Origin of the sequence: Phaeobacter sp. JH20_29, from assembly GCF_048056175.1 — a bacterium.
Taxonomy (GTDB): domain Bacteria; phylum Pseudomonadota; class Alphaproteobacteria; order Rhodobacterales; family Rhodobacteraceae; genus Phaeobacter; species Phaeobacter bryozoorum.
Genome location: NZ_JAYMWO010000013.1, coordinates 619,501 through 634,344 on the forward strand (window position 1 = coordinate 619,501; position 14,844 = coordinate 634,344).

A 14,844-nucleotide genomic window follows, 5' to 3' on the forward strand; every position below is an offset into this window, starting at 1 on the left:
ATGAACATCGGATTTATCGGTCTCGGCAATATGGGGGGCCCAATGGCCGCCAATCTGGCAAAGGCAGGCCACACCGTCACCGGCTTTGACATGGCGGATGTCTCGATCGAGGGCGTCACCATGGCGGCCTCCGCCGCTGAGGCCGCGACCGGCGCAGAGGTGGTGATCACGATGCTGCCCAACGGCGAGATCCTGCGCTCGGTTGCCGATGACGTGATCCCCGCAATGGCGACCGGTGCTACATTGGTTGACTGCTCTACCGTCGACGTCGACAGCGCCCGCGCGGTCGCCGATCGTGCCGGGTCGGCCAATCTGATGTTTGTCGACGCCCCGGTTTCCGGCGGTATTGGTGGCGCATCGGCCGGCACGCTGACCTTCATGGCCGGTGGCAGCCAGGCCGCCTTCGACGCCGCCAAGCTGCTGTTTGACGTGATGGGACAAAAGGCTGTGCACTGCGGCGATGCCGGCGCCGGTCAGGCCGCCAAGATCTGTAACAACATGATCCTCGGCATCACCATGATCGGCACCTGCGAGGCCTTTGCCCTTGCCGACAAACTGGGTCTCGACCGTCAGAAGATGTTCGATGTGGTCTCCACCTCCTCTGGCTACAGCTGGTCGATGAACGCCTATTGCCCGGCGCCGGGGGTTGGCCCGCAGTCGCCTGCCGATAATGACTACAAACCCGGGTTTGCCGCCGAGCTGATGCTGAAAGACCTGCGTCTGGCCCAGCAGGCCGCCCATAGCGCCGATGCCGACACGCCGATGGGGGCGCTGGCACAGGCGCTCTATTCCATGTTTGTTGAGGAAGAAGGCGGCGCAGGCAAGGATTTCAGCGCCATGCTGCCGCGCTTCGCGGCCCGCAGCCGCCACGATTGAACCGACAGCTGAGCCTTTTTATCTCCGCCAGATCCGGCCCCCCGTGACCTGACGCCTAACTCAGGGTTCGTAAAAAACATCCAGGCGCCGCACCCATTCCGGGCTGCGGCGTTTTTCTCTGATTTGGCGTTATTCACGCATTTTGATGCTGCCCCCCTCAGGCGCTTTACAAGCGGGGGAATTAAATAAAATGATCAACAGTTTGTCGGGAAACCTTCGTTAACAGGCAATTAATTAACAGATCTTCACATTAGGAAATGTAAAATTATTATTTTTACGCAAGGCGACGCGTTAACTTTTTCCTAGACGCATGAATATTCATATGTCAACCTACGAATAGATCAGCCAAATATCTGATCCCCCCTGACGATGCGGCTAAAAACGGCCACTCTCTCTGGAAGCAATCCGGGCCCTATTTCGTTAATTGGCAGTAGGCCGATGGCGTATAGACATTAATACAGCAATTATCAGGAAAGGACCGACCTATATATAAGCGACACTTTGCGAATACGTAAGAAACGACACTGAACCCCCACCGGTATCGTCTATTTCGTCGCATTTACACAGGTTCGCTTGGCTTCTGAGAAGAAGACTTCCACGCCAATTGGATTAAACGATTTTGGTTTGCGGCATCTGCTGCCTGCGCCCCTCGTCCGCAGGCTCTCCCCCACCCCCCCGAAGGGTGCCGCGCCGTCCCAATCCAGCTCTGTGGAAAGCGCCGCTGACAGAATGTCGGCGGCGCTTCGTCTTTTTAGGCTTCGTCGTTTCAGGATACCGTTTCGCAGGACACTGGCAGGATCGGCTCAGCGCGACAGGAACTATGTCCCGCCACAGACTGGCGGCCGCGCCTGGCGGATCACTCCGCCGCCAGGCTGCGCGCCTTCAGGATATCCTTCAGGTAGTGGCCGGTATGGCTGCCTTCGGTGGCGGCAACCTCCTCGGGTGTGCCTGCGGCCACGATCTGACCGCCGCCGTCACCACCTTCAGGACCGATATCAATGATCCAGTCGGCGGTTTTGATCACATCTAGGTTATGCTCGATCACCACGACGGAATTGCCCTGATCGACCAGCTCATGCAGCACTTCCAGCAGCTTGCGCACATCCTCGAAATGCAGACCAGTGGTCGGCTCGTCCAGAATATAGAGCGTCCGCCCGGTTGAGCGTTTGGCCAGTTCCTTTGACAGCTTGACCCGCTGCGCCTCGCCGCCGGACAGGGTGGTCGCCTGCTGGCCCACCTTGATATAGCCAAGGCCCACCCGCATCAGCGCATCCATCTTGTCACGGATGGACGGCACCGCCTGGAAGAACTGCTGCGCATCCTCCACCGTCATATCCAGCACATCGGCAATCGACTTGCCCTTGAACTGGATCTCCAGCGTCTCACGGTTATAGCGTGCGCCCTTGCAGGTTTCGCATTCGACATAGACATCCGGCAGGAAGTGCATCTCGATCTTGATCACCCCGTCACCCTGACAGGCCTCGCAGCGACCGCCCTTCACGTTGAAGGAAAACCGACCCGGTTTGTAGCCGCGCGTCTTTGACTCCGGCAGCCCTGCAAACCATTCGCGGATCGGGGTAAAAGCACCGGTGTAGGTCGCCGGATTTGACCGTGGCGTCCGGCCAATCGGGCGCTGGTCGATGTCGATCACCTTGTCCAGATGCTCCAGCCCCTTGATCGTCTCGCAGGGCGCCGGTGTCTGACGCGCGCCGTTCAATCGCATGGAGGCGGTCTTGAACAGCGTCTCAATCGTCAGCGTGGATTTGCCGCCGCCAGAGACGCCGGACACACAGAGGAATTTGCCCAGCGGAAACTCCGCCGTCACCTCTTTCAGGTTGTTGCCGGTGGCCTTCACCACTTTCACCGATTTGCCATTGCCCTTGCGCCGCTCGGCGGGGACCGCGATCTCACGCTTGCCGGACAGATATTGCCCGGTGATCGAGGCTTCATCGGCCGCGATCATCTCCGGCGTGCCATGGCTGACCACCTGGCCGCCATGCACCCCGGCACCCGGACCGATGTCAAAAACATAATCCGCCTCGCGGATCGCATCCTCATCATGTTCGACAACAATCACCGTATTGCCCTGATCGCGCAGGTTCTTCAGCGTCTCCAGCAGCCGGTCATTGTCGCGCTGATGCAGCCCGATAGAGGGTTCATCCAGCACATAGAGAACGCCCGTAAGACCAGAGCCGATCTGCGACGCCAGACGGATCCGCTGGCTTTCGCCACCGGAGAGCGTGCCGGCATTGCGGCTGAGCGTCAGATATTCCAGACCGACATTGTTGAGGAACCCCAGACGTTCGCGGATCTCCTTCACGATGGCGCGGGCGATTTCCTGTTTCTGCGTCGACAGGTGGTTGGGCACATCCTCGATCCAGGCCAGCGCCTCGCGGATCGACATCTGCACCACCTGCCCTACATGCAGTCCGGCGATCTTGACAGCCAGCGCCTCTTCGCGCAGCCGGTAGCCTTCGCAGGTTCCACAGGGGCGGTTGTTCTGATAGCGTTCGAACTCCTCACGGATCCAGCTGGAGTCGGTCTCGCGGTAGCGACGTTCCATATTGGGGATCACCCCCTCAAAAACCCGCGTCACCTCATAGACACGACCGCCCTCATCGTAGCGGAACTTGATTTCCTCATCGCCAGAACCGTGCAGAAACACCTGCTGCACATTATTGGGCAGGTCCTTCCACTTGGTGTTCTTGTCGAACTGGTAATGTTTGGCGATAGCTTCGATGGTCTGCAGGAAATAGGGCGATTTGCCCTTGCGCCAGGGCGCCAGCGCGCCGTCATAGATCTTCAGGTTCTGATCCGGCACCACCAGCCGCTCGTCAAAAAACAGCTCAACCCCCAGACCGTCACATTCCGGGCAGGCCCCAAACGGCGCGTTAAAGGAAAACAGCCGTGGTTCGATCTCGGGAATGGTAAAACCGCTGACCGGACAGGCAAAATTCTCGGAAAAAGTAATCCGCTCCGGCGTCGGCGCTTCTTCGCCCTCGGCCGCACGCGGGGCGGTTTCCAGAATGGCGATGCCATCAGCCAGATCCAGCGCTGTGCGCAGGCTGTCGGCCAGCCGGGTTTCCAACCCCTCACGAACCACCAGACGATCAACCACCACATCAATGTCATGGCGGAACTTCTTGTCCAATGTCGGCGGTTCATCCAGCTCGTAGAATTCGCCATCCACCTTCACGCGCTGGAAGCCCTGTTTGCGCAGCTCAAGGAACTCCTTGCGGTACTCCCCCTTGCGGTCCCGCACGATGGGCGCCAGCAGGAAACCACGGGTGCCCTCCTCCAGCGTCATGATGCGATCGACCATATCCTGCACCTGCTGCGCCTCGATCGGCATTCCGGTGGCGGGCGAATAGGGCGTGCCCGCGCGGGCAAACAGCAGACGCAGATAATCGTAGATCTCGGTCACGGTCCCCACAGTCGAACGCGGGTTCTTCGAGGTGGTCTTCTGCTCGATGGAGATCGCAGGCGACAGGCCGCTGATGTGATCCACATCCGGCTTTTCCATCATGTCGAGGAACTGGCGTGCATAGGCCGACAGGCTCTCGACATAGCGGCGCTGGCCTTCGGCATAGATGGTATCAAACGCGAGGCTGGACTTGCCCGAGCCGGACAGGCCGGTGATCACCACCAGCTGATCGCGCGGGATATCCACGTCGATGTTTTTCAGGTTGTGCTCGCGCGCGCCGCGCACTTCGATCGATTTCAACTCAGCCATACTGCCCCCAGATTCAACGCCAGCCGCCCTTGCGACCGGTGTCCGACCCTACAGATAGGGACTGCGCGCCGAGTCTCCAATAGAAAAAAGAGAACAGAGGGCGAACGCCTTCAGATAGCTGCCCTTTGCGCCCGCCGCCGGGCCAGCATCACATGCACGGCCAAGCCGCCAAGGAACAGCAGCAGCGCCATCCCCATCATCCCGTGGTATCCGCCAAGCGCAACAGCCGCCACCATCAGCGGCGTGCCAATGGCATTGCCCATATTGCCGGCCTGGCTCATCGCGCCATTGGATTGCGCCTGCTCTGCCGCCTCAGCATTCAGCTGCGGCACCGAGGCAAAGCTGGCCCCCTGCACCAACCCAAAGGCCACCGCCAGCGCCATGCAGGCCAGCGGCAGCCCCGGCATCAGCAGCAGCCAGACCGCGCCACCAGCGGCCAGCAGAAACCCCGCCTGCACCACCCGCACCGCCGCCACCCGGCGCAGCAACCAGACCCCGAGTGTCATCGAGGTGGCAATGCTGACCAGCGGCATGGCGCTGACCACGCCGACCCGTACGTCGGCATCCAGATGCGGCGGCAGGACCGTCAGCAGCGCCACGAAACAGGTGGTATAGAACAGCCAGCCCGCCGCCGGGGCCACTTTGGCCGGAGAGCGGTAGATCTCAAGATGCAGGCCCGGCAGCTCCGCCAGCTTGGGCAGCGGCAGACGCGGCGGCACCTGCACCGATTTCAGCACCCGCCCCAGCACCAGCGCCAGAACCGCCATCACCAGCGCATGGGCGCCAAACAGCGACAACAGGCCGAACCCGGCAACCAGCGGCAGGCCGAACCAGACTAGCAGTGCAAAGGACACGCCAAAGAAGGTGCTCCAGATCGACAGCGCCGTGCCACGGTGGCGCGGGCTACAGATCTGCGGGATCAGTGTTGGGGCTGCCACCACGATCCCCAGATGCGACAGACCTTCGATCAGCCGTGTTGCCAGAAACAGACCATAAGGCAGATGCAGCGCCTGAAGCGCCGACATCGCCGCCCCGATCCACAGCGCCCAGACAAGGCTGCGGCGATAGCCGAAGGAGGCGACAAACCCGCCCGCAACCACGCCCAGCAGAATGCCCAGCACCCCGACCATGGTCACCGTCAGGCTCAGCGATGACCCCGCCCCCGGATACAGCAGCCCCAGCTGATCAAAAATGATCGCGATCTTGCCGTATTGCGCCGCTGCCCCCAGACCGGCGACCCAGATGATCATCACCACGCCCCAGCGGGTCTGCGGTTCCTGGAGGTGGGGGGTGTTCATGGGGCTGCCCTCATTGCAATTGCGCCTGGCGCTTGGAATCCGCCAAAACCGGTCGAAGCGCATGGCATAGCGCGCCCCACTGCAAAGTACCAGCCGAGCGATACATCAAACACGACCCCCCGGACGCAGAAACGCCCGAAGCATGGCCTCGGGCGTTTCTGTCATCTCAATCAATCAGGCCCAAAGACCAGATTACATATGGATCACCCGATCAAAGGCATCGAGCACGCTCTCATGCATCATCTCGCTCAGCGTCGGATGCGGGAAGACGGTGTTCATCAGGTCTTCTTCGGTGGTCTCCAGCTGGCGACCCACCACATAGCCCTGGATCATCTCGGTCACCTCGGCGCCAACCATATGGGCCCCCAGCAACTCGCCAGTCTTGGCGTCAAAGATGGTCTTCACCATGCCCTCGGCCTCACCCAGCGCAATCGCCTTGCCATTGCCGATGAAGGGGAAGCGGCCGACCTTGATGTCATAGCCCAGCTCCTTGGCTTTCGCTTCGGTATAGCCGACTGAGGCGACCTGCGGCTGGCAATAGGTGCAGCCCGCAATGCTTTCCGGCTTCACCGGATGCGCGTGCTTGCCCGCGATCAGCTCGGCCACCATGACGCCCTCATGCGACGCCTTATGCGCCAGCCAGGGCGCGCCTGCGATATCGCCGATGGCATAAAGCCCATCGACACCGGTGCGGCAGTATTCATCGGTCACGACATGGGTCCGGTCGACCTTCACGCCCAGACCTTCCAGCCCCAGCCCCTCGACATTGCCAACGATGCCCACGGCGGAAATCACGGTGTCGAACTCCTGTTTCTCCACCTTGCCGCCGACCTCAATATGGGCGGTGACTTTGCCCTTGCCGCGGTCCAGCTGCTTGACCATGGCTTTCTCCATGATCTTCATGCCCTGTTTGACAAAGGCCTTCTTGGCAAAGGCGGAGATTTCCGCGTCTTCGACCGGCAGCACCCTGTCCATCACCTCAACAACCGTGGTGTCAGCGCCCAGCGTGTTGTAGAAGCTGGCAAATTCAATGCCGATGGCGCCGGAGCCGATGACCAGCAGCTTCTTCGGCATCCGCACCGGTTGCAGCGCGTGCTTGTAGGTCCAGACCAGATCGCCGTCCGCTTCCAGCCCCGGTAGTTCGCGCGCACGGGCGCCAGTCGCCAGCACGATATTCTTCGCCGCCAGTTCCTGCGTGCCCTTTTCGGTTTTCACCGACACTTTGCCGTTGGCCGGGATCGTCGCCTCGCCCATTACCACGGCAATCTTGTTCTTCTTCATCAGATGGCCAATGCCGCTGGACAGCTGCTTAGCCACCCCGCGCGAACGTTTCACCACAGCGTCCAGATCATAGCCGATGTTGTCTGCCTTCAGGCCGAAATCCTTGGCCCGCTCCATCAGGTGGAACACTTCCGACGAGCGCAGCAGCGCCTTGGTCGGGATGCAGCCCCAGTTCAGGCAGATGCCACCCATATGTTCACGTTCGACAATGCAGGTCTTCAACCCCAGCTGGGCGGCACGGATGGCGGCAACATAGCCCCCCGGCCCTGCGCCGATTACGATCACGTCATAGGTTTCTGCGGCCATGGTGGTTCCTCGCCATACTGGATCAAAAACTAGTTCACCGTTAAACTATTTCTCACGGCACTGCAATCACACTATGCAACCGCATAGGAGCCATGCAAGAAACAGCAACGCCGCACCCCGTTCCTTGGGGCGCGGCGCAAAAACAGTGTCAGGGCAGGACGCGTTTCAGGCAAGCCCGAAAGGCAGCCGCCTCAGCCTGCGGCCTGAAGACTGCGCATGGTGCTGCCATAGCCACCGGCCATGACGTAATCCATTTCCGGCGCGGTGCTGCTGCGCGCCAGCGCCTCGTTGCGATAGGGGAAACGGCCGAACTGGCGGATCACCTCGCGGTGGGCGCGCGCATGCAGCAGATTGGACGCGCCGTTCTTGGGCATCCGCTCCAGCATCAGCCGCACGCAGCGTTCCTGATCGCACAGGTTCTCCGAATGCATCAGCGGCAGATAGAAAAACTGCCGCTGCGGTTCGTCGATCTTCATGTCCCAGGACTTGCTGATCGCACATTTCGCCGCCGCCAGTGCCAATGTATCCGACGAGAAGGCCTGCGCCTGCCCCCGGAACATGTTGCGCGGAAACTGATCGGTCAGGATGATATAGGCCAGAACCCCCTGCGGGCTGCTGCGCCAATGGTCGCATTTGCCGGCACAGGCCGCCTCCCATGTTGGCTGAAACCGGCGCCGGATCTCCTCATCCAGCGCGTCATCCTGCATGTACCACCCCTTCTCTCCCGTGCTTACAAGCCAGAAGTCCAGGATCTCCTCGGGACCTGTCATAGGTCTGCCTCCACATAGATACCGTTCTGAAATTCAGACTTTTTTGCAGAGATTTTACAAGGGCAAGCCCGTCACGATTTGCGTCATACACGACAGTTTCGTGAAAAACTTGCCACAGTTCCCGTGAGTTAGCGCAATCAGCTCGCTTCGGCGGCGGCTTCTTGCTCCTCGATGTCCGCCTCGATGGCATATTCCTGGGCGAACTCAACCGCAACAGGAGAGGCCGTCGGCGACATCGCAGACATGATCCCGGTCTCTTCGGTGGGAATCGCCGGGCGCTGGGTTGTGCGATAGGCAGCATAGACCGCCAGCATCAGCAGCAGCAGCGCGGTAAACAGGAAGAACCCCGGCGCACCAAAGACCTCATCCCCCATCAGCCAGCCGGTGATCAGCGGCCCGGCGACAGCGCCCAGCCCGTTGATGAACACCAGCCCACCCGAGGCCGCCGCCATGTCGTCATAGTCGAGATAATCGTTGGTATGGGCAATCAGCAGCGAATAAAGCGGGTTGGTCATGCCCCCGATCAGGAAGGCCGCAATCAGCAGGAAACGGAAATCAGCCCCCAGGATCATCGCCCCGATCGCAGCACCGCCGGCAACCGCCGCGCCAAACAGGATCAGGATCCGCCGGTCCATCCGGTCGGACATCCACCCCAGCGGGTATTGCATCAGCACAGCCCCCACATAGAAGGTCGCAACGAAGATCGAAATCTGCGTCAGGCTCAGCCCGGCCGCAGCGCCATAGACCGCGCTCATGCCAAATTGCGCCGAGAACACGCCCCCCAGCAGGAACATGCCCACACAGCCCAGCGGCGAGGCATCCATCAGCTGGCGCAGGGTCATCGGCTTGGTCCGGTCAAAGGCCGGGGTCGGCGAGATCGACAGCAGAATGGGGGCAAAGGAGACCGAAACCACCACCGAGGCGATGACAAAGGTCTCATAGCCCGAGGGATCGCCGACCAGCAACAGCGCCTGCGCGCTGACGATGCCGATCATCTGCACGATCATATAGAGCGACAGCGCCTTGCCCCGGTTGGCATTGTCAGAGGCATTGTTGAGCCAGCTTTCGGCGGTGACATACACGCCGGAGAAACAGAAACCGATCAGCACCCGGCCCAGCATCCAGGCCACCGGGTTGGTGATTGCCGGATAAAGGATCATCACCGCCGAGATGAACGAGGCCAGCGCCGCAAAGACCCGCACATGGCCGACCCGCCGGATCATCTCCGGCGCCAGACGCGATCCGCCCAGAAAGCCGACAAAATAGGCCGACATGACAAAGGACATCTCGAGGGTAGAAAACCCCTCGATCTCGCCCCGAACGCCCAGCAGGGTCCCCTGAAGACCGTTGCCGACCATCAGCATACCCATACCCAAAAGCAGCGCCCATGCGCTCGACAGCACCTGCCACATTGCCCGTCTCTCCTACTTCGCTTGTCCGTACCAGAGCGCGCCGAACGGGCTCTGGGCCCGCTCCGGGGTCCTGGTGAATTGGTCACGGGCATCGCAATCGCCCGGCGCCGTTATGAACAGGATCTTATGGCAGCTGCATGACCAAAAGACCCCAAAAACCGGGTGTGCCCATTGCAAACCCGGTGACAATTGGATCCGGCAGGACCATAGCCCAGACCAGTTAAAAATGCTTCTCGCTGAAATTATCCCTCAGGTCTGCGACATCTCCGCCACCGGCGGTATCAAAAGCGACGCATCGCCATAGGAAAAGAAGCGGTAGTTTTCGGCCAGCGCATGATCATAAATCGCCCGGATCCGGTCCTGCCCCATCAGCGCCGATACCAGCATCAACAGCGTCGATTTCGGCAGGTGAAAATTGGTCATCAGCGCATCCGCCACATGAAAGGTGAAACCGGGATAGATGAAGATATCCGTATCGCCTTCCCAGGGCTCGATTGCACCGTTCCGCCCGGCGCTTTCGATCAGCCGCAGCGCCGTGGTGCCAACCGGGATCACCCGGCCACCTGCGGCCTTGGTTGCGGCAATCTCGGTGGCGGCCTCGGCGCTGACGCGGCCCCATTCGGCGTGCATCCGGTGGGTGGTCACATCCTCGACCTTGACCGGCAGGAAGGTGCCTGCCCCCACATGCAGGGTCACATAGCTGATCTCGACCCCCATGGCCTTCAGCTCTGCCAGCAGCGCCTCGTCGAAATGCAACGAGGCTGTCGGCGCCGCCACCGCGCCGGAATTGCGCGCCCAGACGGTCTGGTAATCGGTCTTGTCCTGCTCATCCGCTGGCCGCTTGGCCGCGATATAAGGCGGCAGCGGCATTGCCCCCGCCTCGGCCAGAGCCGCATCGAAATCGGTGCCACTCAGATTGAACGTCAGGTAACCCTGCCCGTCCTCAACCCGCTCCAATGTCGCGCTCAGCGCCTCGGAGAACACGATCTCCTCTCCCGGTTTGACCTTCTTCAGCGGCTTCAGCAGCGCCGCCCAGCTGCCATCGGCGCCGGGATCCAGCAGCGTGACCTCCACTTTGGCGGCCATCGGCCCCTGTGCGGTGTCGCGGTGGCGCAGCCCGCTCAGCCGCGCGGGAATCACCTTGGTGTCATTCAGCACCAGCCGGTCACCGGGGCGCAGCCACTGGCCCAGATTGGCAACACGCGCGTCGCTGATGCTATCGCCCTCGGCCACCAGCAGCCGCGCGGAACTGCGCGGCACTGCCGGACGGGTGGCAATGCGGTCATCGGGGAGGTCGAAGTCAAAATCACTGAGTTTCATAGGCTGCGATATAGGCTGTTGCGCGGCCCTTGGCCAATAGGTTTTGCACCTTTGTCCGCGATCGGCACACCGCCCATCGATCGCCTTAGAATGGCCCATGGATGGTCCGATGGTAGCGGGTCGCCCTAGCGGTCTTCGCCCGGCGAAACCGAATAGCTCGGCCTGTCGCGTTCGGCGCGCGGCACGGCGGGGGCTGGCGGCTCCTCCCCCGGCAGCCGCGGCGCCGGTCCGCGAAACAGCTCGCGGAACATCCCCGGCGCCAGCCCCGACAGCGGGTTCACCTGCACCTGAGGATCATCCGCCGTGCCCTTCAGCGTAAAGGCAAAGCCGATCAGCCCCTCACCCTTGCGGGTAAAGACGCGGCCGATGGCGTTGAGCAGATAAATCGGCGAGACCACCCCGCGCATGTTCAGCACGCTGCGCTCCAGATCGTAATTGCCGTCCATCGACAGGCCGATCGACGGCCCCACCGCGCTGCTTTCATGGACAATCAGATGGGTCGCCCCCAGCCTGAACCTCGCCTCCACCGTGGTGAACAGAATGCCCTGCCCGGCCAGCGCGTCGATCAGCCCGACAACGCTGACCGCATTCAGCAGCGCCGCCATTGCGGGGGCGTCCTTGATCCGGGTGTTCTTGACCTCGATCTGGCCGTCATATTCGCCGGGCGCGCCGGGGGCCGGCACCAGCGACATGTCGAATGTCCCGCCAGAGCCATGGCGCAGCACCCCCGCCGCGCGGAACACCCCACCGGCATCCTGAGACTGGATCCGGGTGGCAAAGCCACCATCCTTGGGCACCACCACGCCGCTGACCCCGGTCTGCCCGTTCAGCGCCGCGGTGAAGTTGCCGTTGAGACCCCCAGTGGTGGAAAACCGCCCTGCAAAACCGGTGAGCGCGATACTGTCGGTGACCTGCATCCGGTCCAGTTGCAGGCTGATCGGCCCGGTGCCGCCAGAGGCACCACCGCTGCTGCCACTGCCGCCGGAACCATCGGGCATCTGCCGCAGATCCAGCACCCCGTTCAGCACATTGATGGCCGGCGACCGCGCGCCGCGCCCCACCAGATCGACAGCGCCCCGGAACCAGCCCTGCAGGTCGACGCGGTCAAACCGCGCCCGGCGCAGACCACCGCCTGGCTCCAGCGTAATGGCACCGGCCGCCCGCAGCCCCGCCGCCTCCAGCGACAGCGCCTGCACATCCGGCGTCTCCCCAAGGGTCGCGCTGAGTTTCAGCTGGCCGGTGCCTGCCTCGCTCAGCCGCCAACTCAGCGCCGGAATGCGCAGCCCCAGCCCCGCAAGATCGCTTTCCAGGGTCAGCCGCGGCGCCTGCCCCTTGTCGATCACCACCTCATAACGGCCTTCGCCGCGTCCGAATACCGATCCCGCAGGCAGGCCGATATCAAACGTATCAATCGTGTTCTGCGACAGTTCGATGGTGCCGCTGACCCGCACCGGCGCGGCCCCGCCCGCAGCCGCAACCGCCCGCTCCGCCGCCGGTCCCACCGCCTGCCGCCAGATCAGGCTGCCCGGCACCCCGGAAAGCGCGCCGCCGCCCTCGATCTGCACATGGTCCTGATTGCCGCTCAGGCTCAGGGCCTTCGCCGCCACGCGCTGACCCGGCACCAGCACATCGCTGCTGACATCACGCAGGCGCCCCCGGTAGTGATAGGTGATCTCCTCGGGCGTGACGCCCTTGCGCAGGGGCACCGCCAGCGTGCCGCTGATCGCAACCTGCCCCGTCGCCAGATCCACCGGCAACCCGGCCTTGTCCATCACCGACAGCGGCGGACGGTTGAGCAGCGACAGCGCCGCCGTCACCGGGCCTGTGGCCTCGATCCGGGCAATCCCCGGCGCGCCGTCCTTCACCGAAGTGTCAGGAATGATGAACGACGTACCAGCCGCATCCACGCGCCCGCCCTGATCCGCCGTCACCCAGCCCTTTGTCGCCATCACCACCAGACGGTTGCCATAAAGGCTGAACTGCCCGGCCGCATCGCGCAGCGGCGGCAGCGTTTTCTGAAACCGGACCGCCGCCTGCTCGAATGCCAGATCCAGATAGACAAACGGCTTTGCCGTGCCCTGGCCACGCAGCGCGAAATTCACATCTCGCGCATAGCCTGCCAGCAGGTTCTCGCGCACCCATTCGCGCGGCTTTGGCGGGGCTGCGGCAGGCCAGACCTCTTTCAGCCGCTCGGCGGTCATCCGGTTGGCGCGTCCGTTCAGCGCGTAATCCCAGCCGGTCTGCCCTGCCGAAATCTCGCCATCCAGCAGGATCCGCGTCTCACCGTCACGCACCAGCATCTCGCCCAGACGCAGTCGAAACGGCGCCATCTCAAGCTTGAAATCCGCCGTCACCCCGGCCAGATCCAGCGGCGCCTCATAGAGTTTCGCCGGATTGAGGCTCAGGTCCTGAAACCGCAGCTGCCCCACCAGATCGGTGAGCTGGCCGTTCTCCACCCCGATCAGCCGCGCCCGCCCCTCCATCGAGCCGGAGCCCCAGCCGCTGTTCACCGACAGCTCGTTGAACTGCAGCTCCTGCCGCGCGGGCAGATAGGTGAAATAGCTCTGCGCGCCGGTGATCGGCACCGGGCGGGTGGCGGCGGTGGGCTGGATCACCCCCTCGCCAATCTGCAAGCTGGCAGAGACCGGCAACAAGGCACCCTCGCTGCTGATGGCACCGCGCAGAGAGCCCGAAATCGGCGCGTCCAGAACATCCAGCCAGCCGAGCGCGGCGCTCTGGGCTGCGATATCCTTGCTCGCCACCGAATTGACCAGGACACCGAAATCCGCCGCCTTGTCGCCAATGGCTGACCTGTAATTCGCCTCGACCGTGCCGACATAATCGCGCCCGCTCAACAGCGAGAACCCGGCGGCCAGCTCAATCTCCTGTCCGCTCCGGCCCATGCGGATGCTGCCGCCATCCAGCGTCCAGACCCGACCCAGCCGCGCGTCCTCATAGCGTAGGGTCAGCGCCTCAGTCTCCACCGCAACCAGCGCCGACAGCACCGGCAGTTCCAGCTGCCGGTCCCATTGTTCGATCAGCGCAGGCAGGGTGGCGGCCTGCCGCAGCGGCGCCTCCCCCTCGGCCAAACTCAGCGCCAGACCGCCACTGTTGTCGCGCCGCAGCGTGCCGTAAAGACCGCTCAGCATGATCGTCTTGGGTCGGATCTGCCCGCGCAGCAGCGGCCGCATCGCCAGCGAGGCCTGCGCGTCCGCCAGCCGCGCCACCCGCGCGCCGGTCTCATCGCGCAGGGTCACATCGCGCAGGCTGACACGGGGCCGCCAGCCCCGGTTCACCACCAGATGAATGGCACCGAATTCAATGCTCAGACCGCCGAGGTGCTGCTCGATCCGCCGCTCTACCCGGTCGCGCAGCCAGTCCGGCGCATCTATGCGCGTACCCAGCCCGAGAAAGACAACCCCGCTTGCCAGCAGCGCTAGCAGCACGGCGGTGATGGTCGCACTGCGCAGCATCCGCCGCAGCAGTCGACGTTGGGGCCGCGCGCGCACCGTCGCCGCGGGCGGCAGATCAGCCCCTGCCGCCGCAGAAATGCCCAGATCCCCGGCCGAAATCCCGTCCGACGCACGAGGCCCCGGCACCGGCACCGCCTGTTCCACCGGTTCTGCCGGTGGCGCCTCATCGGGGCCCAGATAGACAACCCCCTCCGGCGGCGGCACCGCGCGCGCAACAGCCACATCCTCATCCGCCGCAGCCCCATCGGGTGCAGCCTCCTGCGTGGCCTGCGCCGACACAGAGGAAGATGGCTCCCGCTCGGGATCCACCGCTATGGGTGAGACCGGTTTAATCCTTGCTTTCCCTTTGCCCGTGATGGCCTAACTATGGCACGC

8 protein-coding genes are annotated in these 14,844 nt (G+C 62.9%); 1 reads left to right on the top strand and 7 read right to left on the bottom strand.

From position 1 onward, the window contains the following. Positions 1-876 (top strand): 3-hydroxyisobutyrate dehydrogenase, encoded by an 876-nt coding sequence (gene mmsB / locus VWZ85_RS12720; RefSeq protein WP_416588581.1) that lies wholly within the window; start codon positions 1-3, stop codon positions 874-876. An 856-nt stretch (positions 877-1,732) separates the two neighbouring features. Here the strand turns inward: mmsB and uvrA are convergent. From uvrA to VWZ85_RS12755, 7 genes are all read right to left on the bottom strand, one after another. Beyond that, on the bottom strand, positions 1,733-4,609 hold the full coding sequence (gene uvrA / locus VWZ85_RS12725) for an excinuclease ABC subunit UvrA (protein WP_416588584.1): 2,877 nt from the start codon (positions 4,607-4,609) through the stop codon (positions 1,733-1,735). Between the two features lie 110 nt (positions 4,610-4,719). Further along, positions 4,720-5,970 (bottom strand): MFS transporter, encoded by a 1,251-nt coding sequence (locus tag VWZ85_RS12730; protein WP_416534842.1) that lies wholly within the window; start codon positions 5,968-5,970, stop codon positions 4,720-4,722. Positions 5,971-6,099: 129 nt separating this feature from the next. Beyond that, on the bottom strand, positions 6,100-7,494 hold the full coding sequence (gene lpdA / locus VWZ85_RS12735; protein WP_416588587.1) for a dihydrolipoyl dehydrogenase: 1,395 nt from the start codon (positions 7,492-7,494) through the stop codon (positions 6,100-6,102). Between the two features lie 191 nt (positions 7,495-7,685). After that, a complete protein-coding gene (locus VWZ85_RS12740; protein WP_340545738.1) occupies positions 7,686-8,264 on the bottom strand; it encodes a DUF924 family protein in 579 nt (192 codons plus the stop codon). Between the two features lie 137 nt (positions 8,265-8,401). After that, positions 8,402-9,676 carry an MFS transporter gene (locus VWZ85_RS12745; protein WP_340545739.1) on the bottom strand — a complete coding sequence of 425 codons (1,275 nt, stop codon included), beginning with the start codon at positions 9,674-9,676 and terminating at the stop codon, positions 8,402-8,404. A 249-nt stretch (positions 9,677-9,925) separates the two neighbouring features. Continuing rightward, positions 9,926-10,996 (bottom strand): tRNA preQ1(34) S-adenosylmethionine ribosyltransferase-isomerase QueA, encoded by a 1,071-nt coding sequence (gene queA / locus VWZ85_RS12750; RefSeq protein WP_416588590.1) that lies wholly within the window; start codon positions 10,994-10,996, stop codon positions 9,926-9,928. Positions 10,997-11,121: 125 nt separating this feature from the next. Next, positions 11,122-14,778, bottom strand: coding sequence for a DUF3971 domain-containing protein (locus VWZ85_RS12755; RefSeq protein ID WP_416588594.1), 3,657 nt, complete (start codon positions 14,776-14,778; stop codon positions 11,122-11,124). Positions 14,779-14,844 lie beyond the last annotated feature (66 nt).